Source organism: Kribbella sp. NBC_00662 (assembly GCF_041430295.1).
GTDB lineage: Bacteria > Actinomycetota > Actinomycetes > Propionibacteriales > Kribbellaceae > Kribbella.
Genome location: NZ_CP109029.1, coordinates 217,594 through 238,178, shown reverse-complemented (window position 1 = coordinate 238,178; position 20,585 = coordinate 217,594). Strand labels below are relative to the sequence as shown.

The 20,585-nt window shown below is 67.4% G+C and carries 19 protein-coding genes and 1 pseudogene; 6 read left to right on the top strand and 14 right to left on the bottom strand.

What is annotated here, in order from left to right:
* Nucleotides 1-11: 11 nt before the first annotated feature.
* Nucleotides 12-782 (bottom strand): hypothetical protein, encoded by a 771-nt coding sequence (locus OHA10_RS01160; RefSeq protein WP_371404284.1) that lies wholly within the window; start codon nt 780-782, stop codon nt 12-14.
* Between the two features lie 93 nt (nt 783-875).
* Here OHA10_RS01160 and OHA10_RS01155 point away from each other — a divergent pair, with 93 nt between their 5' ends.
* Together OHA10_RS01155 and OHA10_RS01150 are read left to right on the top strand one after the other, a co-directional pair.
* On the top strand, nt 876-1,739 hold the full coding sequence (locus OHA10_RS01155; RefSeq protein ID WP_371404283.1) for an alpha/beta fold hydrolase: 864 nt from the start codon (nt 876-878) through the stop codon (nt 1,737-1,739).
* A gap of 160 nt (nt 1,740-1,899) precedes the next feature.
* Entirely contained in the window at nt 1,900-2,391 is a 492-nt protein-coding gene (locus OHA10_RS01150) for a DUF1269 domain-containing protein (RefSeq protein ID WP_371404282.1), read from the top strand.
* Between the two features lie 239 nt (nt 2,392-2,630).
* On the opposite strand, the pseudogene OHA10_RS01145 reads toward OHA10_RS01150, so the two are convergent.
* From OHA10_RS01145 to OHA10_RS01125, 5 genes and pseudogenes are all read right to left on the bottom strand, one after another.
* Nucleotides 2,631-2,789 (bottom strand): annotated as a pseudogene (locus OHA10_RS01145) (DUF2252 family protein); the annotation flags it as partial.
* A 108-nt stretch (nt 2,790-2,897) separates the two neighbouring features.
* The gene (locus OHA10_RS01140) at nt 2,898-3,206 is read right to left on the bottom strand and encodes an SHOCT domain-containing protein (RefSeq protein WP_371404281.1); all 309 of its coding nucleotides are present in this window, start codon (nt 3,204-3,206) and stop codon (nt 2,898-2,900) included.
* Nucleotides 3,207-3,216: 10 nt separating this feature from the next.
* On the bottom strand, nt 3,217-3,654 hold the full coding sequence (locus tag OHA10_RS01135; RefSeq protein ID WP_371404279.1) for a DUF6325 family protein: 438 nt from the start codon (nt 3,652-3,654) through the stop codon (nt 3,217-3,219).
* Nucleotides 3,655-3,785: 131 nt separating this feature from the next.
* Entirely contained in the window at nt 3,786-4,274 is a 489-nt protein-coding gene (locus OHA10_RS01130) for a hypothetical protein (protein ID WP_371404278.1), read from the bottom strand.
* 352 nt (nt 4,275-4,626) lie between these two features.
* A complete protein-coding gene (locus OHA10_RS01125; protein ID WP_371404277.1) occupies nt 4,627-5,349 on the bottom strand; it encodes a hypothetical protein in 723 nt (240 codons plus the stop codon).
* A gap of 278 nt (nt 5,350-5,627) precedes the next feature.
* On the opposite strand from OHA10_RS01125, the gene OHA10_RS01120 reads away from it, so the two are divergent.
* Entirely contained in the window at nt 5,628-6,050 is a 423-nt protein-coding gene (locus OHA10_RS01120; RefSeq protein WP_371404276.1) for a hypothetical protein, read from the top strand.
* Nucleotides 6,051-6,062: 12 nt separating this feature from the next.
* Here OHA10_RS01120 and OHA10_RS01115 read toward each other — a convergent pair whose 3' ends face one another.
* The 7 genes from OHA10_RS01115 to OHA10_RS01085 form a co-directional block, all read right to left on the bottom strand.
* The gene (locus tag OHA10_RS01115) at nt 6,063-7,454 is read right to left on the bottom strand and encodes a GH1 family beta-glucosidase (RefSeq protein WP_371404275.1); all 1,392 of its coding nucleotides are present in this window, start codon (nt 7,452-7,454) and stop codon (nt 6,063-6,065) included.
* A gap of 10 nt (nt 7,455-7,464) precedes the next feature.
* Complete coding sequence (locus tag OHA10_RS01110) at nt 7,465-8,463, bottom strand: ABC transporter ATP-binding protein (protein ID WP_371404274.1); 999 nt, start codon at nt 8,461-8,463, stop codon at nt 7,465-7,467.
* Nucleotides 8,460-9,494 (bottom strand): ABC transporter permease, encoded by a 1,035-nt coding sequence (locus OHA10_RS01105; RefSeq protein ID WP_371404273.1) that lies wholly within the window; start codon nt 9,492-9,494, stop codon nt 8,460-8,462. The genes OHA10_RS01110 and OHA10_RS01105 overlap by 4 nt, the downstream gene beginning before the upstream one ends.
* Nucleotide 9,495: 1 nt before the next feature.
* Nucleotides 9,496-10,476 carry an ABC transporter permease gene (locus OHA10_RS01100; RefSeq protein WP_371404272.1) on the bottom strand — a complete coding sequence of 327 codons (981 nt, stop codon included), beginning with the start codon at nt 10,474-10,476 and terminating at the stop codon, nt 9,496-9,498.
* Nucleotides 10,473-11,486, bottom strand: coding sequence for an ABC transporter ATP-binding protein (locus tag OHA10_RS01095; RefSeq protein ID WP_371404271.1), 1,014 nt, complete (start codon nt 11,484-11,486; stop codon nt 10,473-10,475). Before OHA10_RS01095 ends, OHA10_RS01100 begins: the two co-directional genes overlap by 4 nt.
* 57 nt (nt 11,487-11,543) lie before the next feature.
* Nucleotides 11,544-13,226 carry an ABC transporter substrate-binding protein gene (locus tag OHA10_RS01090; RefSeq protein ID WP_134108868.1) on the bottom strand — a complete coding sequence of 561 codons (1,683 nt, stop codon included), beginning with the start codon at nt 13,224-13,226 and terminating at the stop codon, nt 11,544-11,546.
* 166 nt (nt 13,227-13,392) lie between these two features.
* Nucleotides 13,393-14,436 (bottom strand): LacI family DNA-binding transcriptional regulator, encoded by a 1,044-nt coding sequence (locus tag OHA10_RS01085; protein ID WP_371404270.1) that lies wholly within the window; start codon nt 14,434-14,436, stop codon nt 13,393-13,395.
* Nucleotides 14,437-14,669: 233 nt separating this feature from the next.
* Between OHA10_RS01085 and OHA10_RS01080 the strand changes: the two genes are divergently transcribed.
* Nucleotides 14,670-15,848 carry an ROK family transcriptional regulator gene (locus tag OHA10_RS01080; RefSeq protein WP_371404269.1) on the top strand — a complete coding sequence of 393 codons (1,179 nt, stop codon included), beginning with the start codon at nt 14,670-14,672 and terminating at the stop codon, nt 15,846-15,848.
* Here the strand turns inward: OHA10_RS01080 and OHA10_RS01075 are convergent.
* Nucleotides 15,845-17,071 (bottom strand): family 16 glycosylhydrolase, encoded by a 1,227-nt coding sequence (locus OHA10_RS01075; RefSeq protein WP_371404268.1) that lies wholly within the window; start codon nt 17,069-17,071, stop codon nt 15,845-15,847. The two genes, OHA10_RS01080 and OHA10_RS01075, sit on opposite strands and share 4 nt — an antisense overlap.
* A 234-nt stretch (nt 17,072-17,305) precedes the next feature.
* Here OHA10_RS01075 and OHA10_RS01070 point away from each other — a divergent pair, with 234 nt between their 5' ends.
* Nucleotides 17,306-19,168: a ricin-type beta-trefoil lectin domain protein gene (locus OHA10_RS01070; RefSeq protein ID WP_371404267.1), complete on the top strand. Its 1,863-nt coding sequence runs from the start codon at nt 17,306-17,308 to the stop codon at nt 19,166-19,168.
* Nucleotides 19,165-20,535 carry a ricin-type beta-trefoil lectin domain protein gene (locus OHA10_RS01065; RefSeq protein ID WP_371404266.1) on the top strand — a complete coding sequence of 457 codons (1,371 nt, stop codon included), beginning with the start codon at nt 19,165-19,167 and terminating at the stop codon, nt 20,533-20,535. The genes OHA10_RS01070 and OHA10_RS01065 overlap by 4 nt, the downstream gene beginning before the upstream one ends.
* Nucleotides 20,536-20,585: the final 50 nt, after the last annotated feature.

Sequence of the window (20,585 nt, the reverse complement as noted above, 5' to 3'; positions counted from 1 at the left end):
GCCGACGGTGGTTACTTCACGCTGCCGATGACCTTGAGGGAGATGACGGACAGGTTCGGGACTGTTGTTTCGCCGCCGAGTTGGGTGTCGTAGGACAGGGAACCCAGGACCTGGATGTTGGCCTGGAAGAGGTCGTCCTCGACCAGGTCGGAGACGTCGGCGGAGAGGTTGGTGAGGACGGTGTTGGTCGGGTAGTCGACGAAGCCGTATTCCACCTTGTGTTTCACGCCGTCGATGTCGGCGCGGAAGGCGTCCTCGCCGGTTGCGGCGTCGAACTGGGTGACGCGGCCGTAGACGATGTACGCCTCGCCGATGTGGTCGTCGGGGCTCTTGGCGATCCTCGCCCATTGGCGGGCGGTCAGCTTTTTGTAGGTGGTCTTGCTGGTCTTCGGTGCGGTGGTCGGTTTGGGGTCAGTTGGTGGTTTGGCCGGTGGAGCGGTCACCGTGACGGTTGTCGGCGGGGCGGTGACCTCGACCGTCTGGCCTGGGACCGTCACGGTCGTTGTTGGTGCGGGCGCATCCGCTGAAGCTGTGGACTGCTTGCCGGCGCCCGCGTTGCCGGCCGCGGCGCCGAAGGCGAACAGAATCAGGCCGGACAACACAGCCCACCCGACCTTTGCACCTTTCGACAGCGGCTTCTTCTGCGACCCCGGTGCCGGCGGCTGCGGCGAGTACGGCGCCTGCTGCGGCTGCGGTGGTTGCTGTGGTTGCGGTGGTTGCTGTGGTGAGTGGTATTGCGGGAACTGTGGTTGGTTCGGGTCGTGCGGATGGTGCTGAGACATGATGAGTCCTTCCCCCGGTCCCCGAGCCCCCCTCGAGATCCGCCACTACGGTAACGGTGAGTGATCAATTTGCCTAGACCAGAACGCATTGTGTTGGCGGACGATCGGGTCGTCGAGACGTGGGAAGGCGGCGACCCAGCAGGCTCGCCGGTGATCTTCCAGCACGGGACGCCGTCCAGCCGGCTGCAGGCTTCACTCGGCGACACGGTCGCCGGACAGTGCGGTGTGCGGCTGATCTCGTTCAGCCGGCCCGGGTACGGCGCGTCGACGTACACCTCGCCGAGCTTGGCATCGGTTGCCCACGACACCCTGCAGGTTGCTGATCAGCTGCGCGTCGGCGAGTTCGCCGTACTCGGCGCCTCGGGTGGTGGGCCGTATGCGATCGCCACCGGGCTCGCGGATCCGCAACGGGTGCAGGCGGTTGGGCTCGCGGGCGGGGTCGGGCCGTGGCGGGTGATCGAGCCGGCGGATCCGGACGACCCGGATCTGCCGCTCCTCGCGTTGGCGGATGCGGGCGATGTCAGTGGTGCACTGGACGGCTTCCGCGAGCAAGCGGCGCAGGACTTCGACCGGTTGCTGACACTCGACGACGCGACGATGGTGGACGCGTTGTTCGAGGGAGTGCCGGAGGAGGAGCTCAGCTGGCTGGACGCGGCCGCGCGTGGGGTGTGGGCAGCCGACATGCGTGAGGCGCTCGCGTCGTACGACGGTTATGCGCGGGACAACGTGGCCTGGGGTGGCGCGTGGGATGTGGATCCTGCGCAGCTCACCGTGCCTACCTGGCTGTGGTACGGCGAGGCGGATCGGATGGTGCCGCCCTCACACGGTCGTTGGCTCGCCCAACGGATCCCGGATGCCACGCTGATCGTCCGGCCGGGGGAGGGCCACGGCCGGACGATCTTCGGGCATTGGGAGGAGATGTTCACCGGACTCGGTGCAGGGCGGCCGGCTGTTTGAGGTACGCCGCACTGGCCGTCGGGTTGCATCACTCGGAGTGGATGGATCGACGATCCGTCCGGGGCGGCTCAGGGCTCGTTCATCCAGTGGGGATGAGGCGTCGGCCGTGTCGTCGGCCGAGGCTGCTGATGACGGAGAGACCGAACCGAGGGAGTGCACGATGGCGACACTGACGGTGTGGAAGTTCGACAACCCGACAGGAGCCCAGGACGCGGTCGGAACACTGGAGATACTGGCCAAACAACAGCTCATCCAGGTCCACGACGCGGCCACGGTGTCCTGGGAGCCGGGCAAGAAGAAGCCCAAGACCCGGCAGTTGCACAGCCTCGCGGGCGCCGGGGCGATGGGCGGCATGTTCTGGGGCATGCTGTTCGGGCTGATCTTCCTCGTTCCGCTGCTCGGTGCCGCTATCGGCGCCGCGACCGGCGCGCTGGCGGGATCGCTGACCGACGTCGGCATCGACGACGACTTCATCAAGTCTGCTCGCGACAAGATCACGCCCGGAACCTCGGCACTGTTCCTGATGTCGAGCGATGCTGTAGGCGAAAAGGTGAAGGGGGCCTTCGACGAGCGCGGCCTGCGGCCCGAGCTCATCGAGTCGAACCTCTCCGCCGAGCAGGAGGCCGAACTGCGCGAGATGATCGCCCAGTAACTGGACTCCAAAACCGCATGGCGCCGCCGGCCGCGCGTGACGACGCGCGACCGGCGCTGCCGCGCCTGACCGGCGACGCCGCGCCTGACCGGCGACGCCACGCGTGACCGGCGACGCCCCGCGCAATCGGCGCTGCCAGGCGCGGCCGGGGCCGCCACACGCACCCGGCGCCGCTTCGGACCGTGCGGCTGTTGCCGGTTCGCCGTGGGGCGAGGAAGATGTCCGCCGACCAGCTGCGCCAGGCGCTGCCCGACGACTACCCGTTCGCCGTCGTTGTGGGGTGCGGGCGGTGCCGAAGCGCGGTCCGGGGGCTTCGCCTTGAGTGCGGACGGCGCGGCCTCCTTGGCCTGGAGGAAAGCGGATCGCCGGCTTCCCGGCTGTGGAGCAGGCGGATCCAGTAGTGCGTGCCGAGGGTGCTCGCGCTGAGCTTCTTGCGTGCCGGGGCGACGGGCTCGGATTGACTGAAGGCACCCGACGCTTGGTCGGGTGCCTTCGGGGTGTGTGGCTCAGCCGGCGAGGATCTTTGCCTTCTGGGCCTCGAATTCGGCGTCGGTGAGAACGCCCGACTGCTTCAGTTCGCCCAGGCTCTTGAGCTGCTCCAGGCGGTCGGACGTGGTCGGCGCTGCAGGAGCTGCAGGAGCTGCGGCGGGCGGTGGTGCGGTCTGCTCGGCGTACGCCTGATCGCGGGTGGCCGCCGTCTCCGCGTCGCGTTCGGCGAACTTCCTGTCCTGGCGGCGCTGCACCCGCCCGTGCACCGCCGACGCGGTGCCTGCGACCGCGGCGGTCCTGGCGAGTCCTCGTAACAGTCCTGGCATGTCAGACTCCTCAACTCGTCGGTTCCAGGGTGTCCAGGGCGTCGAGTACCTCCATCACGTCCTGGGCCGGGATCCGTCCGCCGGCGATCAGCTGACCGCCCGATTCCTGCGCCGCCGCGACGAACGGGATCGCCCAGGTGTTCTCGTAGACGATCAGCGCGGCCAAGCTGCCCGGCTCCATCGCCTCGGCCGCCGCGGCCAGGTCGTCGTCGGCCAGGATTCCGGATCGGGCACCACTGAGGTTCTCGAACCCGGCGGCGGCCTCGGCCAGATCGGCCAGGTACGGCGAACCGTCCGCGTCCTTGCCGACCAGCATCACGTCGTACACGTAGATGATGCCGCGATCGACCAGATTCACGAGTTCCTCGGCCGCCCGCCCGGTCAGCTTGTCGCCGGTGAACTCGAGGAGTACGAAGTCGATGGGTCCGTGAACGTCTACATCAGACATGTCTCTCCATCCCTCCCGAGGACGTAGGCCCCGGCGTCCTGTGCGGCCCACAGTGCCGTAGGCCGCCGATGGCGGCATCACCCCCGCGGGATGAACTCGGACCAGCGGGTGCGACGCCGCAAACCTGGCGCTCAGGCCATCGGTGGTACGCGCTGTTCGGTCGCGCTCGGTGGAGTCTCGGTCTCCTGGACGTCCCAGGCGGCGGCGTCGTCGCGCCGGCCGATCCGGTCGCGCGCGTCACTCCAACCGGCAGTCAGCGCGTACAGCACGGCGGTGTCCAGCGCGATCATCAGCAGCGACCAGATCGGGTAGGCGCCGAGCGACAGGATCTGCAGGATGACGTGCAGCCCCACGAGGACGATCGCCGTGATCCTCGCCCATGTCTGCGCCGCCAGCAGACCGCATCCTGCGGCCAGCAGGAGCAGCCCGGAGATCAGCAGCACCCATCCCCAGCCGGTCAGGTCCACGACGACGAAGTGTTCCGGCGTGATCACCAGACGCTCGTCGTTGAACAGAGCAATCAATCCTTCGAACACGTTGACCAGCCCCGTGACCACGAGCATCACACCCGCGAACACGACCAAACCCGTCATGGCCGGCCCGGCCCGTTTCGCAGCCATTCGAGATCCCCTTTCGTGCGTCAGGCACCGCCGGAACCGGCGGCCCCTTACCTGGATGCTGTCTCGGTCGCCGGACCCGCACCTCACCCCACGCGGATGAGTCCGCCCGCCGAGGCGCACCGCCGTACGTCGCAGCCGGGTCCGAGCGGGGTTCGTGGAGCCTGCGGCGGACGGCTCTTGGTGCCATCCACCCCTCAGAGAATGGACACCAAGAGCGACGCCGGGGCTGCGTGCGGATCGATCCCGACGATTCGTCGCACGCTCCACCTATAGGTCGACCGTAGGCGCAGTCGGCCCGTCTCCGCGTCATCCCCGGCGGACGAACTCGCCCCGTTCCGGAACGGGCCAAGGGTTACTCGGTTTTGCGGCGGGTTCCGTCGATGTAGGGGAACGGGTCACCGGAGGCGCGTGCGCCGGAGGCGAACCAGGCCTCGAGTCCGCGCGGCGATCGCCGGTGTAGTTCGTCGAGGTACCGCTGCCGCTGCGCGACCACGGTCAAACGTTCGTCTGCCGTCGGGGCCGCCTCCAGTTCGACGAAGCTCCGGCGCCACGCCAGGCAGAGCGCCTCGTCGTCGAGGTCACCAAGATCCGACTGCGCCTCCGCTGCCGGGTGCGGGTCCGCTGCCGATTGCGCTTCGGCTGCTGATTGCGCCTCTGCTGCCGACTGTGCCTCTGCTGACGGTTGCGCCTCCGTCGGCGGCGGGGTGTCAGTGTGCGGTGGCGTCTGTGTGGGCGACTGCTGCTCGGCGGGCGGGATCGGGGCTGCGGCGTCCGGCTTCTGCGATTGGGACGGACTGTCGCCGGCTCCGAACCATTTTGCTCGCACGAAGGTGATCAGCGCCGGCGTCGTACAGACCAGAATCAGCACGATCAACAGGCCGGCCGAGCCGAACGCTCCGATCAGTCCGGCCACCGCCGGTCCGAGAACAGCGCCGGCAATCGTCGTCAGGGTGATCTTGCGGGTCGCTCCCGGCACGAAGTCGCCCGACCAGATCGATGACGCGACGACGGCCGCGAACAGCGCGCCGAGCCCGACGAAGACGACCGTGGCCGACACGCCCCATTCGGCGAGCACGCACAGTATTCCGACCCCGGCCACCAGACACGCACAACACCACCAGACCAGCCGGCCCACGCCTCGTGGTCCGCGGGCGTCGGATTGTCCGGCACCGGATCGCCGCGGTGTCTCACTCACCCTCAGGAAGTTGTCATTTCCGGGCCGGGCTTGCCTCATCCTCGCCGGATGAGGCAAGCGGGGCCGACTGGGCGAAGTCTGGAGCCCAGGATCCATCGAGGGGACGGGCCATGTCGCATTCCACGTCGAACTCCACGAAATCGACCGCAGCAGCTCACGTGGCTGAACCGGACCGGACACACGGTGTCCCGCCCACCATGATGTCGGCCTGGGTGGGCTGGATCGCGTTTGCCGCCGTGATCATGGTGCTGCTCGGGGTCTTCCATGTGCTCCAGGGACTGGTCGCGCTGTTCGAGGACGGCTACTTCGAGGTCGAGAAGTCGGGGCTCGCCGTGCAGGTCGACTACACGGTCTGGGGTTGGGTCCACATCGTCGGTGGTGTCATCATCACCGCGGCCGGTCTGGCCGTGTTTGCCGGCAAATTGTGGGCCCGGATCGTCGGTGTCCTGGTGGCCATGGCGAGTGCGATCGTGAACGTCGGATTCCTGGCCGCCAGTCCGGTCTGGTCGGTCACGATGATCGCGATGAACCTCCTGATCATCTGGGCGCTGACTGCGCACGGTCGCGAGATCGCGGAGTAGCCGCCGAGGACCTCACGACGTCCCGCGGCCCCGATGCAGGGCGGCGAGCTGTTTGAGGTACGCCGCACTGGCCTTCGGGATGCGCTGCTGCGTCTCGTAGTCGACGCGGACGATCCCGAAGCGTTTGGCGTAGCCGTAGGCCCATTCGAAGTTGTCCATCAGCGACCAGGCGAGGTAGCCGCGGATATCGGCGCCCTGGTGGATGGCGTCGGCTACCGCGCCGAGGTGGGAGGTGAAGTACGCCGTACGGTCGGTGTCGTCGACGAAGCCCTCGGAGTCGGGGACGTCCTCGAAGGCGGAGCCGTTCTCGGTGATGACCATGGGGAGGTCGGGGTAGTCGCGGGCGATGCTGAGCAGGAGGTCGGTGAAGCCTTCGGGGACGATCTCCCAGTCCATCGCGGTGCGCGGTTTGCCGAGCGGTACGTCGCGGCTGACGGGCAACCCGGAAGCGTCGACAGTGCTGCCGTCCTCGGCGTACCCGGTGAACTTCTGGCTGAAGTAGTAGTTGACGCCCAGGACGTCGATCGGAGCCGAGATGATGTCGAGGTCGCCGTCCTCGATCGGCAACTCCACCCCCTCACGGGCCAGATCGGCGACCACGTCCGCCGGGTAGCGACCGAACACCAGTGGATCGAGATAGATCCGCCGGCCCATCCCGTCGGCCCGGCGGGCGGCGTCGACGTCCGGCTCCGCATCCGAGGCGGGGTACGCCGTCGCGACGTTCAACGTGATGCCGATGTCCAACGGACGCGGCGACGCCTCGCGCATGGCGGTAGTCGCAAGTCCGTGGGCGAGGAGCAAGTGGTGGACCGCGGCGATCGCGGCCGGGTACTCGCGCCGTCCCGGAGCGTGCGCGCCGTACGCGTACCCGAGCATCGCCGAGCACCACGGTTCGTTCAGCGTGGTCCAGGTGTCGACCCGGTCCTTCAGCGCGTCGAACACCAGCATCGAGTACTCCGCGAACCGGTACGCCGTGTCGCGCACCGGCCAGCCGCCCGCGTCCTCGAGCTCCTGCGGCAGGTCCCAGTGGTACAGCGTCACCCACGGGTCGATGCCCTGGGCAAGCAGCTCGTCGACCAGCCGGTCGTAGAACCCGATACCCGCGGGGTTCACCGGCCCCTTGCCGTGCGGCTGCACCCGCGGCCACGCCACCGAGAACCGGTACGTGTCCAGACCGAGGTCCTTGATCAGGGCAACATCGGCCGGCATCCGGTGATAGTGGTCGCAGGCAATGTCCCCGGTGTCGCCGTTGTCGATCGCACCGGGCACCCGGCAGTACGTGTCCCAGATCGACGGCGTCCGGCCGTCCGCGGAGATCGCACCCTCGATCTGGTACGCCGACGTCGCGACACCCCAGCGGAATCCGGACGGAAGTCCCGCGACCAGCTCAGAATCGTTGCTCATGTTCGCCTTTCTAAGCCGTGCGGCCGGGGAGCCAGCACGCGACGGAACGGGAGGGATCGTTACGTGCCGCCGGGATACCCAGCACGGGGATCTCGGTCGAGCAGCGCTCGAAGGCCTGCGGACACCGCGGATGGAAGGAACACCCGGACGGCATGCCCCGCAGGTCAGGCGGCGAGCCCGGTATGCCGGACAGCTCGCGCCGTTCGCCACGCAGTGCGGGGAAGGACTTCAGCAGGCCTTCGCTGTAGGGGTGCAGGGAGTCTCTGTACAGGTCGCCGGAGCGCGCCTGCTCGACGATACGGCCGCCGTACATGATCGCGATCCGGTCGGAGAACTCGACCAGCAGCGACAGGTCGTGCGTGATGAAGAGGACCGAGAACCCGAGCCGTTCCCGGAGCTCGACCAGCTGCGCGAGGATCTGCCGCTGCATCACCACGTCGAGCGCGGTGGTCGGCTCGTCCATGATCACGACCTGGGGCTCGAGGACGAGCGCCATCCCGATCATCACCCGCTGCCGCATCCCGCCGGACAGCTGATGCGGGTACGCGTCCATCCGGTCGGCCGAGATCCCGACCAGCTTGAGCATCTCCTGCGCCCGGGCGATCCGGGCCGACGGAGTCAGCTGCGGTTCGTGGGCCCTGATCACGTCGATCATCTGGGTGGAGATCTTGTGCACCGGGTTCAGCGAGTTCATCGCGCCCTGGAACACGATCGACGTCTCGGCCCAGCGGAACTTCCGCAGCTCCGGATCGGTCAGCGCCATCACGTCGTACGGGTCGCCGGTCGGCGGGTGGTAGATCACCGAGCCGCCGCTGATCACGCCGGGCGGCGGCAGCAGCCGCGTCACGCCGTACGCCAGCGTCGACTTCCCGCTGCCGCTCTCGCCGGCCAGGCCGAGTACTTCGCCGCGGTGCAACGTCAGCGTCACGTCACGGACCGCCTGCACCGACTCCTCGCCGAGGCCGTAGTCGACGTGGAAGTTCTTGATCTCTAGCACCGGCGTCTTCATGCGACCTCTTCCTGACGACTGCGCGGTACGACGGGAGTCACGGGCTCGCGCGAGGACGAGAGGACCGGGGTGAAGCCGACCCGCATCCGGACCGAGTGCCCGTCCTTGGTCTTGACCCGGGTGTGGCCGCTCGACCGCAACCGCGGGCTGACGAACTCGTCGATACCGAAGTTGATCAGCGACAACGCGGTACCGAGGACCGCGATCGCCAGGCCGGCCGGGACGAACCACCACCAGGCGCCCTGGGCCAGTGCCTGCTGCGACTGCGCCCAGAACAGGATCGTGCCCCAGTTCCACTCGGAGATCGTCGAGATGCCGATGAAGGCCAGCGTGATCTCGGACATCACCGCGAAGATCACCGTACCGACGAAACCGGACGCGATGATCGCGGTCAGGTTCGGCATGATCTCGAACGTGATCAACCGCCAGGTGCTCTCACCCGTCGCCCGCGCGGCCTCGACGTAATCCCGCCGTCGCAACGACAGTGTCTGCGCGCGGAGCACCCGCGCACCCCAGGCCCACGACGTGAAACCGATGACCAGGGCAACCATCAGGTCGCCGGCCGAAGGGATGGTCGAGGCGACGATGATGATCAGCGGCAGCGCCGGGATCACCAGGAAGACGTTCGACAGAGCGGACAGACCGTCGTCCGCGGCGCCGCCGAGGAAGCCGGCGCTGACGCCGATCAGGATCGACAACGCCGTCGCGACCAGGCCGGCCAGCAGACCGACGAACATCACGCCGCGGGTGCCGACGAGCACCTGGCTGAAGATGTCCTGACCGAGGTGCGTCGTACCGAACCAGTGTTTACCGGACGGCGCCTGGATCAGATCACTGCTGCGGGCCGACGGGTCGTACGGCGCGATCCACGGGCCGATGATCGCGACGATGCAGAAGAACGCCAGGACGACGAGACCCGTCGCCGCCTTCGGGTTCGCGACGAACCGGAGCCGGCGGCGCTTGGCCGGAACAGCCGCGACCTCCGGGCCCTCCGGTGTGACCGCGGTGATGGTGCTGGTTGGTGCGGACACGTCAGCCCTCCTTCCGGGTACGCGGGTCGAGCAGCAGGTACGCGACGTCGGCCAGCAGGTTCGCGACCAGGACCGAGAGCGTGATCACCAGGAAGACGCCCTGCATCAGCGGATAGTCCTTGGCGCCGACGGCCTGGAACAGGTTGTAGCCGATGCCGGGGTAGGAGAAGACGATCTCGACCAGCAGCGTGCCGCCGACGATGAAGCCGAGCGACAGCGCGAAGCCGGAGACGTTCGGCAGCAGGGCGTTGCGGGCGGCGTAGCTGACCATCACCCGCCGCTCGGACAGGCCCTTCGCATGCGCGACCGTGATGTAGTCCTCCGACGCCACCGTCACCATCATGTTCCGCATGGTCAGGATCCAGCCGCTGACCGACGAGATCAGGATCGTCAGCGCGGGCAGCAGACTGTGCTGGATCGCGCTGCCGATGAACGACCCGGTCCAGCCCGGCACCAGACCGGGCTCGTAGCCGCCGGACGACGGGAAGAAGCTGCCCGGACCGGCCAGCAGCGTGATCGCCAGCAGACCGAGCCAGAAGTACGGGATCGAGGACAGAAAGGTTGTCACCGGCAACAGACCGTCCATGATCGAACCGCGCCGCCAGCCGGCGATGACGCCGAGCGACGTGCCGATCATGAAGCTGGCGAACGTCGTGATGCCGACCAGCGCGATCGTCCACGGCAGGCTCTGCTTGAGGATGTCCGCGACCGGCGTCGGGAAGAACGTGAACGACAGCCCGAGGTCGCCGTGGAACACCTGACCCCAGTAGTCGACGTACTGGCTCCAGAGCGAGGCGTTCTTGTCGAGGCCGAACAGCACGTACAGCGAGTTGATCGCCTCGGTGCTCATCTGGCCCTGGAACTTGTTGATCAGCGAAGTGACCGGGTCGCCCGGGATCAGCCGCGGGATGAAGAAGTTGATGGTCAGCGCGGCCCACGCGGTGAAGACGTAGAACGCCAGCCGTTGCAGAAGGAACTTCATCGAGCGGCCCCTTCCTCGTAGAGCCAGCACGCGGCCCAGTGGCCTTGTGCGGGCAGCTCGAAGCGGGGTGGCAGCTCGGTCGAGCACTTCGGCATCGCGTGCACGCAGCGCGGGTGGAACCGGCAGCCGGTGGGCGGCGCGATCAGGCTGGGCGGTTCGCCGCCGGCCTGGTCCTCCGGCGTACTGAGCTCGCCGAGCCGGTCCGGGTCGGGCGCGCTGTCGATCAGCAGTTGCGTGTACGGGTGGGCCGGGTGCTGTGTGACGGTTTCCGATTCGCCGCCCTCGACCAGGCGTCCGGCGTACATCACCAACGTCTCGTCGGCGAAGTAGCGCGCGGACGCGATGTCGTGGGTGATGTAGAGGATGGCGAGGTTGAGCCGTTCCTTGAGGTCACGCAGGAGATTGAGTACGCCGAGGCGGATCGAAACGTCGAGCATCGAGACCGGCTCGTCCGCGAGCAGCGCCTCGGGATCGGCGCCGAGCGCGCGGGCGATCGAGATCCGTTGCCGTTGGCCACCGGACAGCTCGTGCGGGAACTTGTCGAGATAGCGCTCCGGCGGCGTCAGTTGCACCTGCTCCAGCAGGTTGCGGAGGTTCGTCTCGAGATCACCTTCGCGACCGTGGATGCGAAGCGACCGGGTCAGGTGGTACCGGACGGTGTGCGTCGGGTTCAGCGAGGCGAACGGGTCCTGGAAGATCATCTGCACGCGGCGCGCGTACGCCCGGAACCTGCGGCCGCCGCGGACCGTGACCGACTCGCCGTGCAGGCGGATGTCACCGGCCGTCCGCCCGTACAGCTGGGCCATCAGCCGCGCGACCGTCGACTTGCCCGATCCGGACTCGCCGACCAGCGCGGTCACCCGGCCCCGGCGCAGCGTGAGCTTGATGTCGTCGACCGCGTGCACGACCTTGTGCTCGCGGGACAGCAGATCGCGGACACCCCGTCGTACCGGGAAGTGTTTGGTGAGGCCTTCAGCCTCGAGAACGACTTCGGTCTCGGTGACCGTCATAGGTCTCCAATCGTGGGTCCGCGGCGCCAGGAGAGTCCCCTGGCGCCGCGGTCCGAATCACTGGCTGCCGGCGGGCTTCAGGTTGAGGATGATCTGCAGAGCGTTCTGCTGGGTCGGCTGCGCCGGCCCGTACTGGTTCTGCTCATCGGGCCAGCCGACCCAGTTCTTCGTGCTGTAGAGACCGCCGACGTTGGACGCCGAGGTGGGGATGATCGGCATCTGCTCGACCATGATCTTCTGCAGCGTGTTCAGCGCGGTGGTGCGGGTCGCGTCGTCCGCGGCGTTGGCGTACTGGTCCAGCGCCTTGGTCGCCTCCGGGCTGTTGAACCGGCCGTAGTTGCCGCTCACGCCGCCCTTGCCGACCGGCTTCAGGATCTTGCCGTCCATGATGTTCTGGTAGATGTCGAACGGCGTCGCGCCGCCGTTGGTCCAGTGCATCGCCGCATCGAAGTTGCCCTCGTCGATGTTCTTGAACCACGCGTCCTGGTTGGCCTTGTCGACGGTCGCCTTGATGCCGATCGTGGACAGGTTGTCCTTGATGATCTCCAGGTCGGTGATGTAGTCGGACCAGCCGGCCGGGTCGGTCAGCGTGATCGTCACCGGCTTGCCGGTCGGGTCCTTCAGCACGTCGCCCTCGAGCTTGAAGCCCGCGTCGGTGAGCTCCTTCTTCGCGCCGTCGACGTCGACCGCGTGCTTCTTGTCCTTGTACTCCGGGGCGATGAACGAGTCACCGGCCGGGGTCGGGATGCCCGTGATCGACTCGACCTTGGGGTAGAAGTAACCGGCCTCACCCTGGTTGAAGATGTCGTCGCGGTTGATCACCAGGTTCATCGCGCGGCGCAGGGCCGGGTTGTCGAACGGCTTCTTGGTGGTGTTGATCCACAGCCCGTGGATACCGAGGTTCGCCGGGAACCAGAGCTTGTGGTTCTTCGGGTCCTTGTCCTGGTAGACGGCTTTCACGTTCGGGACGAAGACGAAGCTCCACTCCGACGAGCCGTTGGCCAGCGCGGTGGTCTGCGCGTTGTTGTCGTTGTACGACGTGTACCGCAGCTCCTTGACCTTCGGGAGGTCCTGCCAGTACGAGTCCCGCAGCGTCAGCGTGGTGGTCTGCGGGGTGAACGACTTGACCGTGTACGGGCCGGTGCCGATCGGGTTCTTCAGCGTGTCCTGGGTCGGGTCCTTCAGCGTGGACCACTGGTGCTTCGGGACCACGAACACGGTCAGGATCTTGTTCTGGTTGGTGAACTGCGACCGGGTGAAGGTCAGGTCCACCTTGTTGCCGGACGCGGTGATCGTGCCGTACGGGATCGCGTCCTGGTTCAGGCCGTCGTACTTCTTCCGCAGCTCGAACGAGTACGCGACGTCGTCGGCGGTCATCGGCTGGCCGTCGGAGAACTTCACGCCGTCCCGGATGGTCAGCGAGAGCTTGGTGTAGTTGGCGTCCCACTTCCACTCGGTCGCCAGCCACGGCTTGCCCGGCTCGGTCGGCTTGATCCCGTTGATCATCACCAGCGGCTCGAAGATCATCCAGCGGTAGCCCAACGAGGCGCCGGCGGAGGAGCCGAGGAACGGGTTGTGGTTCTCGGTCTGCGGCCCGTTCGGCATACCGATGTTCAGTACGGTCGCGCCACTGCTCGACCCACTGTTCTCGGTCTTCCCGTCCCCGTTACTGCAGGCAGCCAGCGTGGCTGCCGCGAGCAAGCCCGTGAGGGCCAGCGCGACTGTACGTCGTGCTCGCATCGGTTCCTCCTGTGCATCTGTTGGCGGATGGCCCACCCTGAGCCGGTGGGCCAGTGCATCGTGGCGTGAGAACGCTCTCATCGGAAGAGCGAACGCCATATCGGTTCGGTGTCGGGAGGTACGCCGGCGGCGGAACAGGGGCAGCTGTCCCGCCGCCGGAGTTCTTCTAGTGGGACCGGGATTTCGGGGCGGGCCGGGTCCTCGAGGTGACCTTCGGGGCGGTTGAGCTGCGGACGATCAGCGTCGTCGGCAGCACCTGCGGGGTCTCCGGCAGCGGCGTGCCGCCGAAGTACCCCATCAGCATCCGGGCCGCGGCCTGACCCATCTGGCGCATCGGCTGATGCACCGTGGTCAGCGGCGGTTCGGTGTGTTCGGCGTACGGGATGTCGTCGAACCCGACCACCGACACGTCGTTCGGCACGTTGCGCCCGGTCTCCCGGACGGCCTGGATGGCACCGCCGGCGGACAGATCGTTGTGTGCGAAGACCGCGTCGAAGTCGAGTCGTTCGTCGAGCGCGTACTGGACGCCGCGGCGTCCGCTCTCGTGGGTGAAATCGCCTTCGAACACGAGTCTCGGGTCGAGCTCGATACCGGCCTGCGCGTAGGTGTCGCGGAAGCCGTCCAGGCGTTCGTGGGTACAGCCGAAGCGCTCGACGCCGGTGATCACCAGTGGCCGGCGGCGACCGAGCTCCAGCAGGTGCCGGGCAGCGGCCTCGCCGCCGGCGTAGTTCGTGGTGGCGACGGACGGGAACTGCGGGCGGTTGTCGCGGTCGTCGATCAGGACCACCGGCAGACCACGCGCGTGGAGTTGCTCGATGAAGGTGAGCGTGCCCTCGGGCTCGATCACCAGCAGGCCGTCGAACGACTGCGACGAGACCTGGGAGGCGAACTGCTGCATGGATTCCGCACCCCGGTTGAAGGTGAACAGCAGCAGGCCGTACCCCTCGCTCTCGACCACGTCGACCGCGCCCTGCAGCACCTCGCCCATCCAGGGCCAGGTGAGCGACGGGACCAGCATTCCGACGATCCGGGTCCGGCCGCGGGCCAGACCGACCGCGCGGGCACTCGGCACGTACCCGAGCTCCTCGATCACCTGCCGGACGCGCTCCGCCGTACGGAGGTCCAGCTCGCCCTTGCCGTTGAGGACGCGCGACACGGTGGTCTTGCTGACACCGGCGCGGGCCGCGACATCGGCGATGGTGATGGACACGCTGAATCTCCCCTCGGGCGGTCGGGGTGCTGGGCGGATCAACCGGTCGGAACCGGTTTCGGAAGCGGTTCCGTAGATCAAAGCCGAGACCGCAAGTCACCGTCAATCACGGAGCGGTAACGAATCGGGTCTTAGTTCACGACCTGGAAGAAGGGAGCTCTTCCGTGCCGCCGGGCGGCATGATGGACTCGGGTTCGAGTGGCCCGCCCGGGGCCGGGCAGGGTGAGGTAAGGATGGAAGTACGCCGGACCACGGTGCGTGACATGCGCCGGTCCAACCGCTCGGTGATCCTCACCAGCATCTACCGTGAGGGTCCGCTGAGTCGCCAGGAACTGACCGTGCGGACGTCGCTCAGCGCCGCGAGCGTGAGCAACCTGGTCGCGGAGCTGATCGCCGAAGGCGTGGTCGAGGAGGCCGGGTCGGTCGAGTCCGAGGGCGGCCGGCCGCGGGTGCTGCTGCGGGTCGCGCCGACGTTCCGGTACGTCGTGGGCGCCGAGGTCGGTGAGACGCGGGTCCGGGTGGAGCTGTTCGATCTGGCGATGAACGTGCTCGCCCGCGCCGATCATCCGATCAGCACGCCGACGCCGGCGGAGGTCGTGAAGCACGTACTGGAAGGGCTTTCGAGCGTCGTCACGTCGTCCGGCGTGCAGCCCTCGCAGGTTCTCGGACTGGGTGTGGCGGTTGCCGGTGTGGTCGAGGACAACGCGGTCGTCGACGCGCAGACGCTGGGCTGGGAAGCAGTTCCGCTGGCCGAGATGCTTGCTGAGGGCACCGAGATCCCGGTGCACGTCGACAACGGCGCGAACATGCTCGGCCAGGCCGAGATGTACTTCGGCGCGGGCCGCGGCGCGACCGACGCGGTCGTCGCACTCGTCGGCTCCGGTGTCGGATCCGCCCTTGTGGCCGGTGGATCCAGCTACCGCGGCACTCGCAGCAGCGCGGGCGAGTGGGGCCACATGACGATCGTGTACGGCGGCCGCCAGTGCCGCTGCGGCGCGCTCGGCTGCCTCGAGGCGTACGTCGGTGCGGAAGGCGTTCTCGACCGGTATCGCGAGGCCGGCGGGCTGGTCGAGGGCGACGAGGAGACTGCCTTCGTCGAGCTGCTCTCGTCGACGTCGGAGCCGGCGGCAACCATCATTGCCGACACGATCGGCTACCTGGCCGCGGGATTCGCGAACCTGGTCAACCTCGTCAACCCCGAGCGCATCGTCCTCGGCGGCTGGGCCGGCCTGCTGCTCGGGGAGAAACACCTGGACGAGCTACGCGCCGAGGTGGGCAAGCACGCCCTCCGGCGGCCGTATGCCCAGGTGTCCATCGTCCTGTGCGAACTGGGCCGCGACGCCGTAGCTCTCGGCGCCGCGACCCTTCCTGTCGTGCGGTTGTTGCGCGACGGTGGCGCGCTACCTCGTTAGACGGTCCACTTCTGGTTTGCACCGCCGGTGCAGGTCCAGATCTGGGTCGGTGTGGAGTTGGCGGAGTTGTTGCCGGTGACATCCAGGCACTTGTTCGCGCGTGGGTTCACCAGGTCGTGCCCGCCGGTGTAGGTCCATTGCTGGGCTGCGTTGCCGTTGCACGTTGCCAGCTGGACCCTGGTGCCGTCGGTGACGCCGGCGTTCGCGACGTCGAGGCACTTGCCCAGGGCACGGATCGTGCCGTCGCCGGGGCGGCTCCACTGCTGGGCGTTCGTGCCGTTGCAGTCGTACAGCTGGACCGTCGTACCGTCGGCGGAGTTCGCGCCGGCGACGTCGAGGCACTTGCCGGCCAGGCCGGTGATCTGTGAGCCGCCGCCGCCCGAGCTGCCGAGCGTGGAGACGCGGACATAGTCGACGGTCATGGTCTGCGGCATCTGCGTCGTACCGTCGGGGTAGCCCGGCCAGTAGCCGCCGACCGCGAGGTTCAGGATCATGAAGAACGGGTGGTTGAAGACCCAGGTGTTGCCGTTCAGGTCGGCCGGCGTCCGGCGCTGGTACTGCACGCCGTCGACGTACCAGGTGATCGAGTCCGGGACCCAGTCGACCGCGAACGTGTGGAAGTCGTCGGCGAACGACCAGCCGTTCGGATGGTTGTACGCGGCACCGATACCGCCGGCGCCGGAGTAGCCCGGTCCGTGGATCGTGCCGTGCACGGTCGCCGGCTCCCTGCCGATGTTCTCCATGATGTCGATCTCGCCGTCGTTCGGCCAGTTGCCGCCGCCGAGCATCCAGAACGCGGGCCAGATCCCCTGTCCGCGCGGGATCTTGATCCGCGCCTCGAACCGGCCGTACGTCTGGGTGAAGGTCTGTGCGGTCAGCAGCCGGGCCGAGGTGTACTGGCACGGGCCGTAGTGGCACTGGTAGCCGGCGTTCTCCTGCCGGGCCGTGATCACCAGGTTGCCGTTGCCGTCGAGGGCGGAGTTGCGGGTGCTGTTGGTGTAGTACTCGCGTTCGTCGTTGCCCCAGCCGCTGCCGCCGATGTCGTACCGCCATTTGGCGGGGTCGGGGGCCTGGCCGGAGGGGCCGTCGAAGTTGTCCTCCCAGATCGTTGCCGTGGTTGCGGCAGCGGCCTGCTGATGCGCGGTGGCGGCAGGCTGGAGGAGCGCGGTGCCGGCCAGTGCGGCACCGATCGCAAGGAACGCGAGCATGCGGGGACGCTTCATGAGTACCTCATTTCCGGGGGCGTCTGAATGAGGACAGGAATTGGACGGCAGCGTGCCGTGAGAACGCTCTCAGGTCAACCCCGGGACTAAATAAAAGATCTGAAAAAAGTCTCGGCTTCGGCGTTGACACCGGTTTGCACGAATGGTTACCTCTTGCTGACCACCAGTTGCGGCGCGGGCAGACGCGGCAACTACACCGCCCCAAACTCCTTTATACAAAGGGAGAACCGCCCCATGAAACGCTTCCTGCCGCTCGTGGTCGCTGCGCTCTGCGCGGCCGCCGCCGGACTCGGCATCGGCACCGCTCCACCGGCGCAGGCCGCCGGCGAGCAGGTCAACATCTGGCTGACCACCACCAACGACAGCGCCGGCCAGAACGTCACCCGCGGCCTGCAGCAGCAGACCCCGGTCAGCTTCGGCCCGGCCGGCGGATCCGCGAACCAGACGATCACGGTCAACGAGAACACGACGTACCAGTCCTTCGAAGGTGGCGGCGCGTCGTTCGCCGACAGCTCCGCCTGGCTGCTGAACAGCAGCAACACGATCTCGGCCGCGACCCGCAACCAGGTGATGAAGGACCTGTTCGACCCGGTCGACGGGATCGGCCTCGCCTTCATCCGCAACCCGATGGGCGCCTCCGACCTCGCGCGGTTCAACTACTCCTACGACGACACGTGCTGCGACCTGAACGACTTCAGCATCCAGCACGACCTGGCCGACGTCGTACCGCTGACCAAGCAGGCCCGGCAGCTCAACCCCGCCGTCAAGGTGATGGGCTCGCCGTGGAGCGCGCCGGCCTGGATGAAGGACAACAACGACTTCGTCCACCGCGGCTGGCTGAAGGCGCAGTACTATCCGATGTACGCGCAGTACTTCGTCAAGTACCTGCAGCAGAACGAGGCCCAGGGCAACCACATCGACTACATCTCGGTGCAGAACGAGCCGACGTGTTGCGGTAACGACAACACCGGCTACGCGTCGATGAACTGGAACGGCTCCGGGCTGCTGGAGTTCACCAAGAACAACCTGATGCCCGCGCTCCACGCCGCCGGGCTGACGACCAAGGTGCTGATCCTCGACTACAACTGGGGCAACTACAACGACCTCGGTTCGGTCCCGATCGCGGACGCCGCCCTGCGCAACGATCCGAACTTCGGCGGTATCGCCTGGCACGGGTACGGCGGTGACGTGAACCTGCAGACGCAGATCCACAACCAGTACCCGAACGTGAACGCGTACATGACCGAGCACTCGGGCGGCACCTGGATCCCGAACCAGCAGGTCGAGGACATGAACAACCTGATCGACTACACCCGCAACTGGGACAAGTCGTGGGTGAAGTGGGGTATCGCGCTGGACGAGAACCACCTGCCGTTCGTCGGCGCCGGCTGCAACGTCTGCACCGGTCTCGTCACCGTGCACCGCAACGACAGCCAGCGCGGTCAGGTCACCAAGACCGTCGAGTACTACACGATGGGCCACCTGACCAAGTTCGTGAAGCCGGGCGCGCTGCGGATCGACTCGACCGCGAACAGCTCGGTGAAGAACGTGGCCTGGAAGAACCCGGACGGTTCGAAGGCGCTGATCGCGTTCAACACCACCGGCAGCTCGCAGTCGGTGCGGGTGAACTGGGGTTCCCAGTCCTTCACCTACACGTTGCCGACCAAGACCTCGGCGACGTTCACCTGGTCCGGCACCCAGAGCGGCGGCGGTGGCGGTGGCGGTCAGATCACCGGCCTGGCCGGCAAGTGCATGGACGTCGCCGGCGCGAACAGTGCGGACGGTACGGCGGTGCAGCTCTACGACTGCAACGGTACGACGGCCCAGCAGTGGGACCGTCCCGGTGACGGGACGATCCATGCCCTCGGCAAGTGCCTCGACGTGAACGCCGGCTCCGTCGCGAACGGGGCGAAGGTGCAGCTCTATTCGTGCAACGGCAGCGCCGCCCAGCAATGGACCTACACGAGCGGGAGAGATCTGGTGAATCCACAGGCGAACAAGTGTCTCGATGTCACGGGCAACAATTCCGCGAACGGTACGCCGCTGCAGCTGTGGAGCTGCACCGGTGCCGCGAACCAGAAGTGGAGCGTGTCATGAAGCGCGTGGCAGCGGTAGTCGGGGCGCTGGTGCTCGGAGCCGGTCTGTTGATGACGGCAACGCCCGCGCAGGCGGCGACCGGGACGATCACCGGATTGGCCGGGAAGTGTGCGGACGTCGCGGCGGCCAACAGCGCGGACGGGACCCAGGTCCAGCTGTACGACTGCAACGGGACCGGCGCGCAGCAGTGGAGTCGGTCGAGTGATGGCACATTGCGGGCCCTTGGCAAGTGTCTGGATGTTTCGGGCGGCTCCGTGGCGAACGGCGCCAAGGTGCAGCTGTGGACCTGTAACGGCAGTGCCGCGCAGCAGTGGACGTACACCGCCGGACGCGATCTGGTGAACCCGCAGGCGAACAAGTGTCTCGATGTCACCGGCAACAACTCCGCGAACGGTACGCCGCTGCAGCTGTGGAGTTGCACGGGCGCGGCCAACCAGAAGTGGAACGTCCCGGCCGGGGACGACGGGTCTCCGCCGACCGGCGGTGCGCCGATGGCGGCCGCGCCGTACCTGTACGAGGGCTGGGGTGACCCGCCGAACCCGGCGACCGTGATGAACGCGTCCGGGGTGAAGTGGTTCACGATGGCGTTCATCCTGTCCAACGGATACTGCAACCCGCAGTGGGACGGCGGCCGGCCGCTGACCGGCGGCGCGGACCAGCAGGCGATCAACACGATCCGGTCCAACGGCGGCGACGTCGTGGTGTCGTTCGGCGGCTGGTCGGGCAACAAGCTCGGTCAGAGCTGCGGGTCGGCGAGTGAGCTGGCGGCGGCGTACCAGAAGGTGATCAACGCGTTGTCGCTGAAGGCGATCGACATCGACATCGAGGACCAGGAGGTGGCTCAGCCGGCGGTCCGGCAGAAGGTGATCGACGCGCTGAAGATCATCGAGCAGAACAACGCGGGCATCACGACGTACCTGACCTTCGGTACGACGACCTCCGGGCCGGACGGGAACGGGCAGGACCTGATCCGCCGTGGCGCGGCGTCCGGGCTGAACCTGGACGGCTGGGTGATCATGCCGTTCGACTTCGGCGGCGGCTCGAACAACATGGGCACGCTGACCCGGCAGGCGGCCGACGGGCTGAAGAACCAGGTGAAGTCGGCGTACGGGCTGAGTGACGACGCGGCGTACCGCAAGATCGGCATCTCGTCGATGAACGGGAACACCGACAACGCCGGTGAGCGGGTGAACCTGTCCGACTTCGAGTCGATGCTGTCGTACGCGTCCGAGCACCACCTGGCCCGCTTCACGTTCTGGTCGGCCAACCGCGACCGCCCCTGCACCGGCGGCAGCGCCGACAGCTGCTCCGGCATCTCCCAGAACCCTTGGGACTTCAGCAAGGTAATCGGCCGCTACCGCGGCTGATCTGGTCAGACTGACGAACTGCCCGCCTGGAGAAACCTCCAGGCGGGCAG

What these genes read in the sequence shown, in the direction of transcription:
- OHA10_RS01135 (WP_371404279.1), bottom strand. Translation starts at nt 3,654, where the DNA reads ATGTCTGATGTAGACGTTCACGGACCCATCGACTTCGTACTCCTCGAG.
- OHA10_RS01095 (WP_371404271.1), bottom strand. Translation starts at nt 11,486, where the DNA reads ATGACGGTCACCGAGACCGAAGTCGTTCTCGAGGCTGAAGGCCTCACC.
- OHA10_RS01075 (WP_371404268.1), bottom strand. Translation starts at nt 17,071, where the DNA reads ATGAAGCGTCCCCGCATGCTCGCGTTCCTTGCGATCGGTGCCGCACTG.
- OHA10_RS01130 (WP_371404278.1), bottom strand. Translation starts at nt 4,274, where the DNA reads ATGGCTGCGAAACGGGCCGGGCCGGCCATGACGGGTTTGGTCGTGTTC.
- OHA10_RS01065 (WP_371404266.1), top strand. Translation starts at nt 19,165, where the DNA reads ATGAAGCGCGTGGCAGCGGTAGTCGGGGCGCTGGTGCTCGGAGCCGGT.
- OHA10_RS01080 (WP_371404269.1), top strand. Translation starts at nt 14,670, where the DNA reads ATGGAAGTACGCCGGACCACGGTGCGTGACATGCGCCGGTCCAACCGC.
- OHA10_RS01070 (WP_371404267.1), top strand. Translation starts at nt 17,306, where the DNA reads ATGAAACGCTTCCTGCCGCTCGTGGTCGCTGCGCTCTGCGCGGCCGCC.
- OHA10_RS01090 (WP_134108868.1), bottom strand. Translation starts at nt 13,226, where the DNA reads ATGCGAGCACGACGTACAGTCGCGCTGGCCCTCACGGGCTTGCTCGCG.
- OHA10_RS01100 (WP_371404272.1), bottom strand. Translation starts at nt 10,476, where the DNA reads ATGAAGTTCCTTCTGCAACGGCTGGCGTTCTACGTCTTCACCGCGTGG.
- OHA10_RS01140 (WP_371404281.1), bottom strand. Translation starts at nt 3,206, where the DNA reads ATGCCAGGACTGTTACGAGGACTCGCCAGGACCGCCGCGGTCGCAGGC.
- OHA10_RS01160 (WP_371404284.1), bottom strand. Translation starts at nt 782, where the DNA reads ATGTCTCAGCACCATCCGCACGACCCGAACCAACCACAGTTCCCGCAA.
- OHA10_RS01150 (WP_371404282.1), top strand. Translation starts at nt 1,900, where the DNA reads ATGGCGACACTGACGGTGTGGAAGTTCGACAACCCGACAGGAGCCCAG.
- OHA10_RS01110 (WP_371404274.1), bottom strand. Translation starts at nt 8,463, where the DNA reads ATGAAGACGCCGGTGCTAGAGATCAAGAACTTCCACGTCGACTACGGC.
- OHA10_RS01115 (WP_371404275.1), bottom strand. Translation starts at nt 7,454, where the DNA reads ATGAGCAACGATTCTGAGCTGGTCGCGGGACTTCCGTCCGGATTCCGC.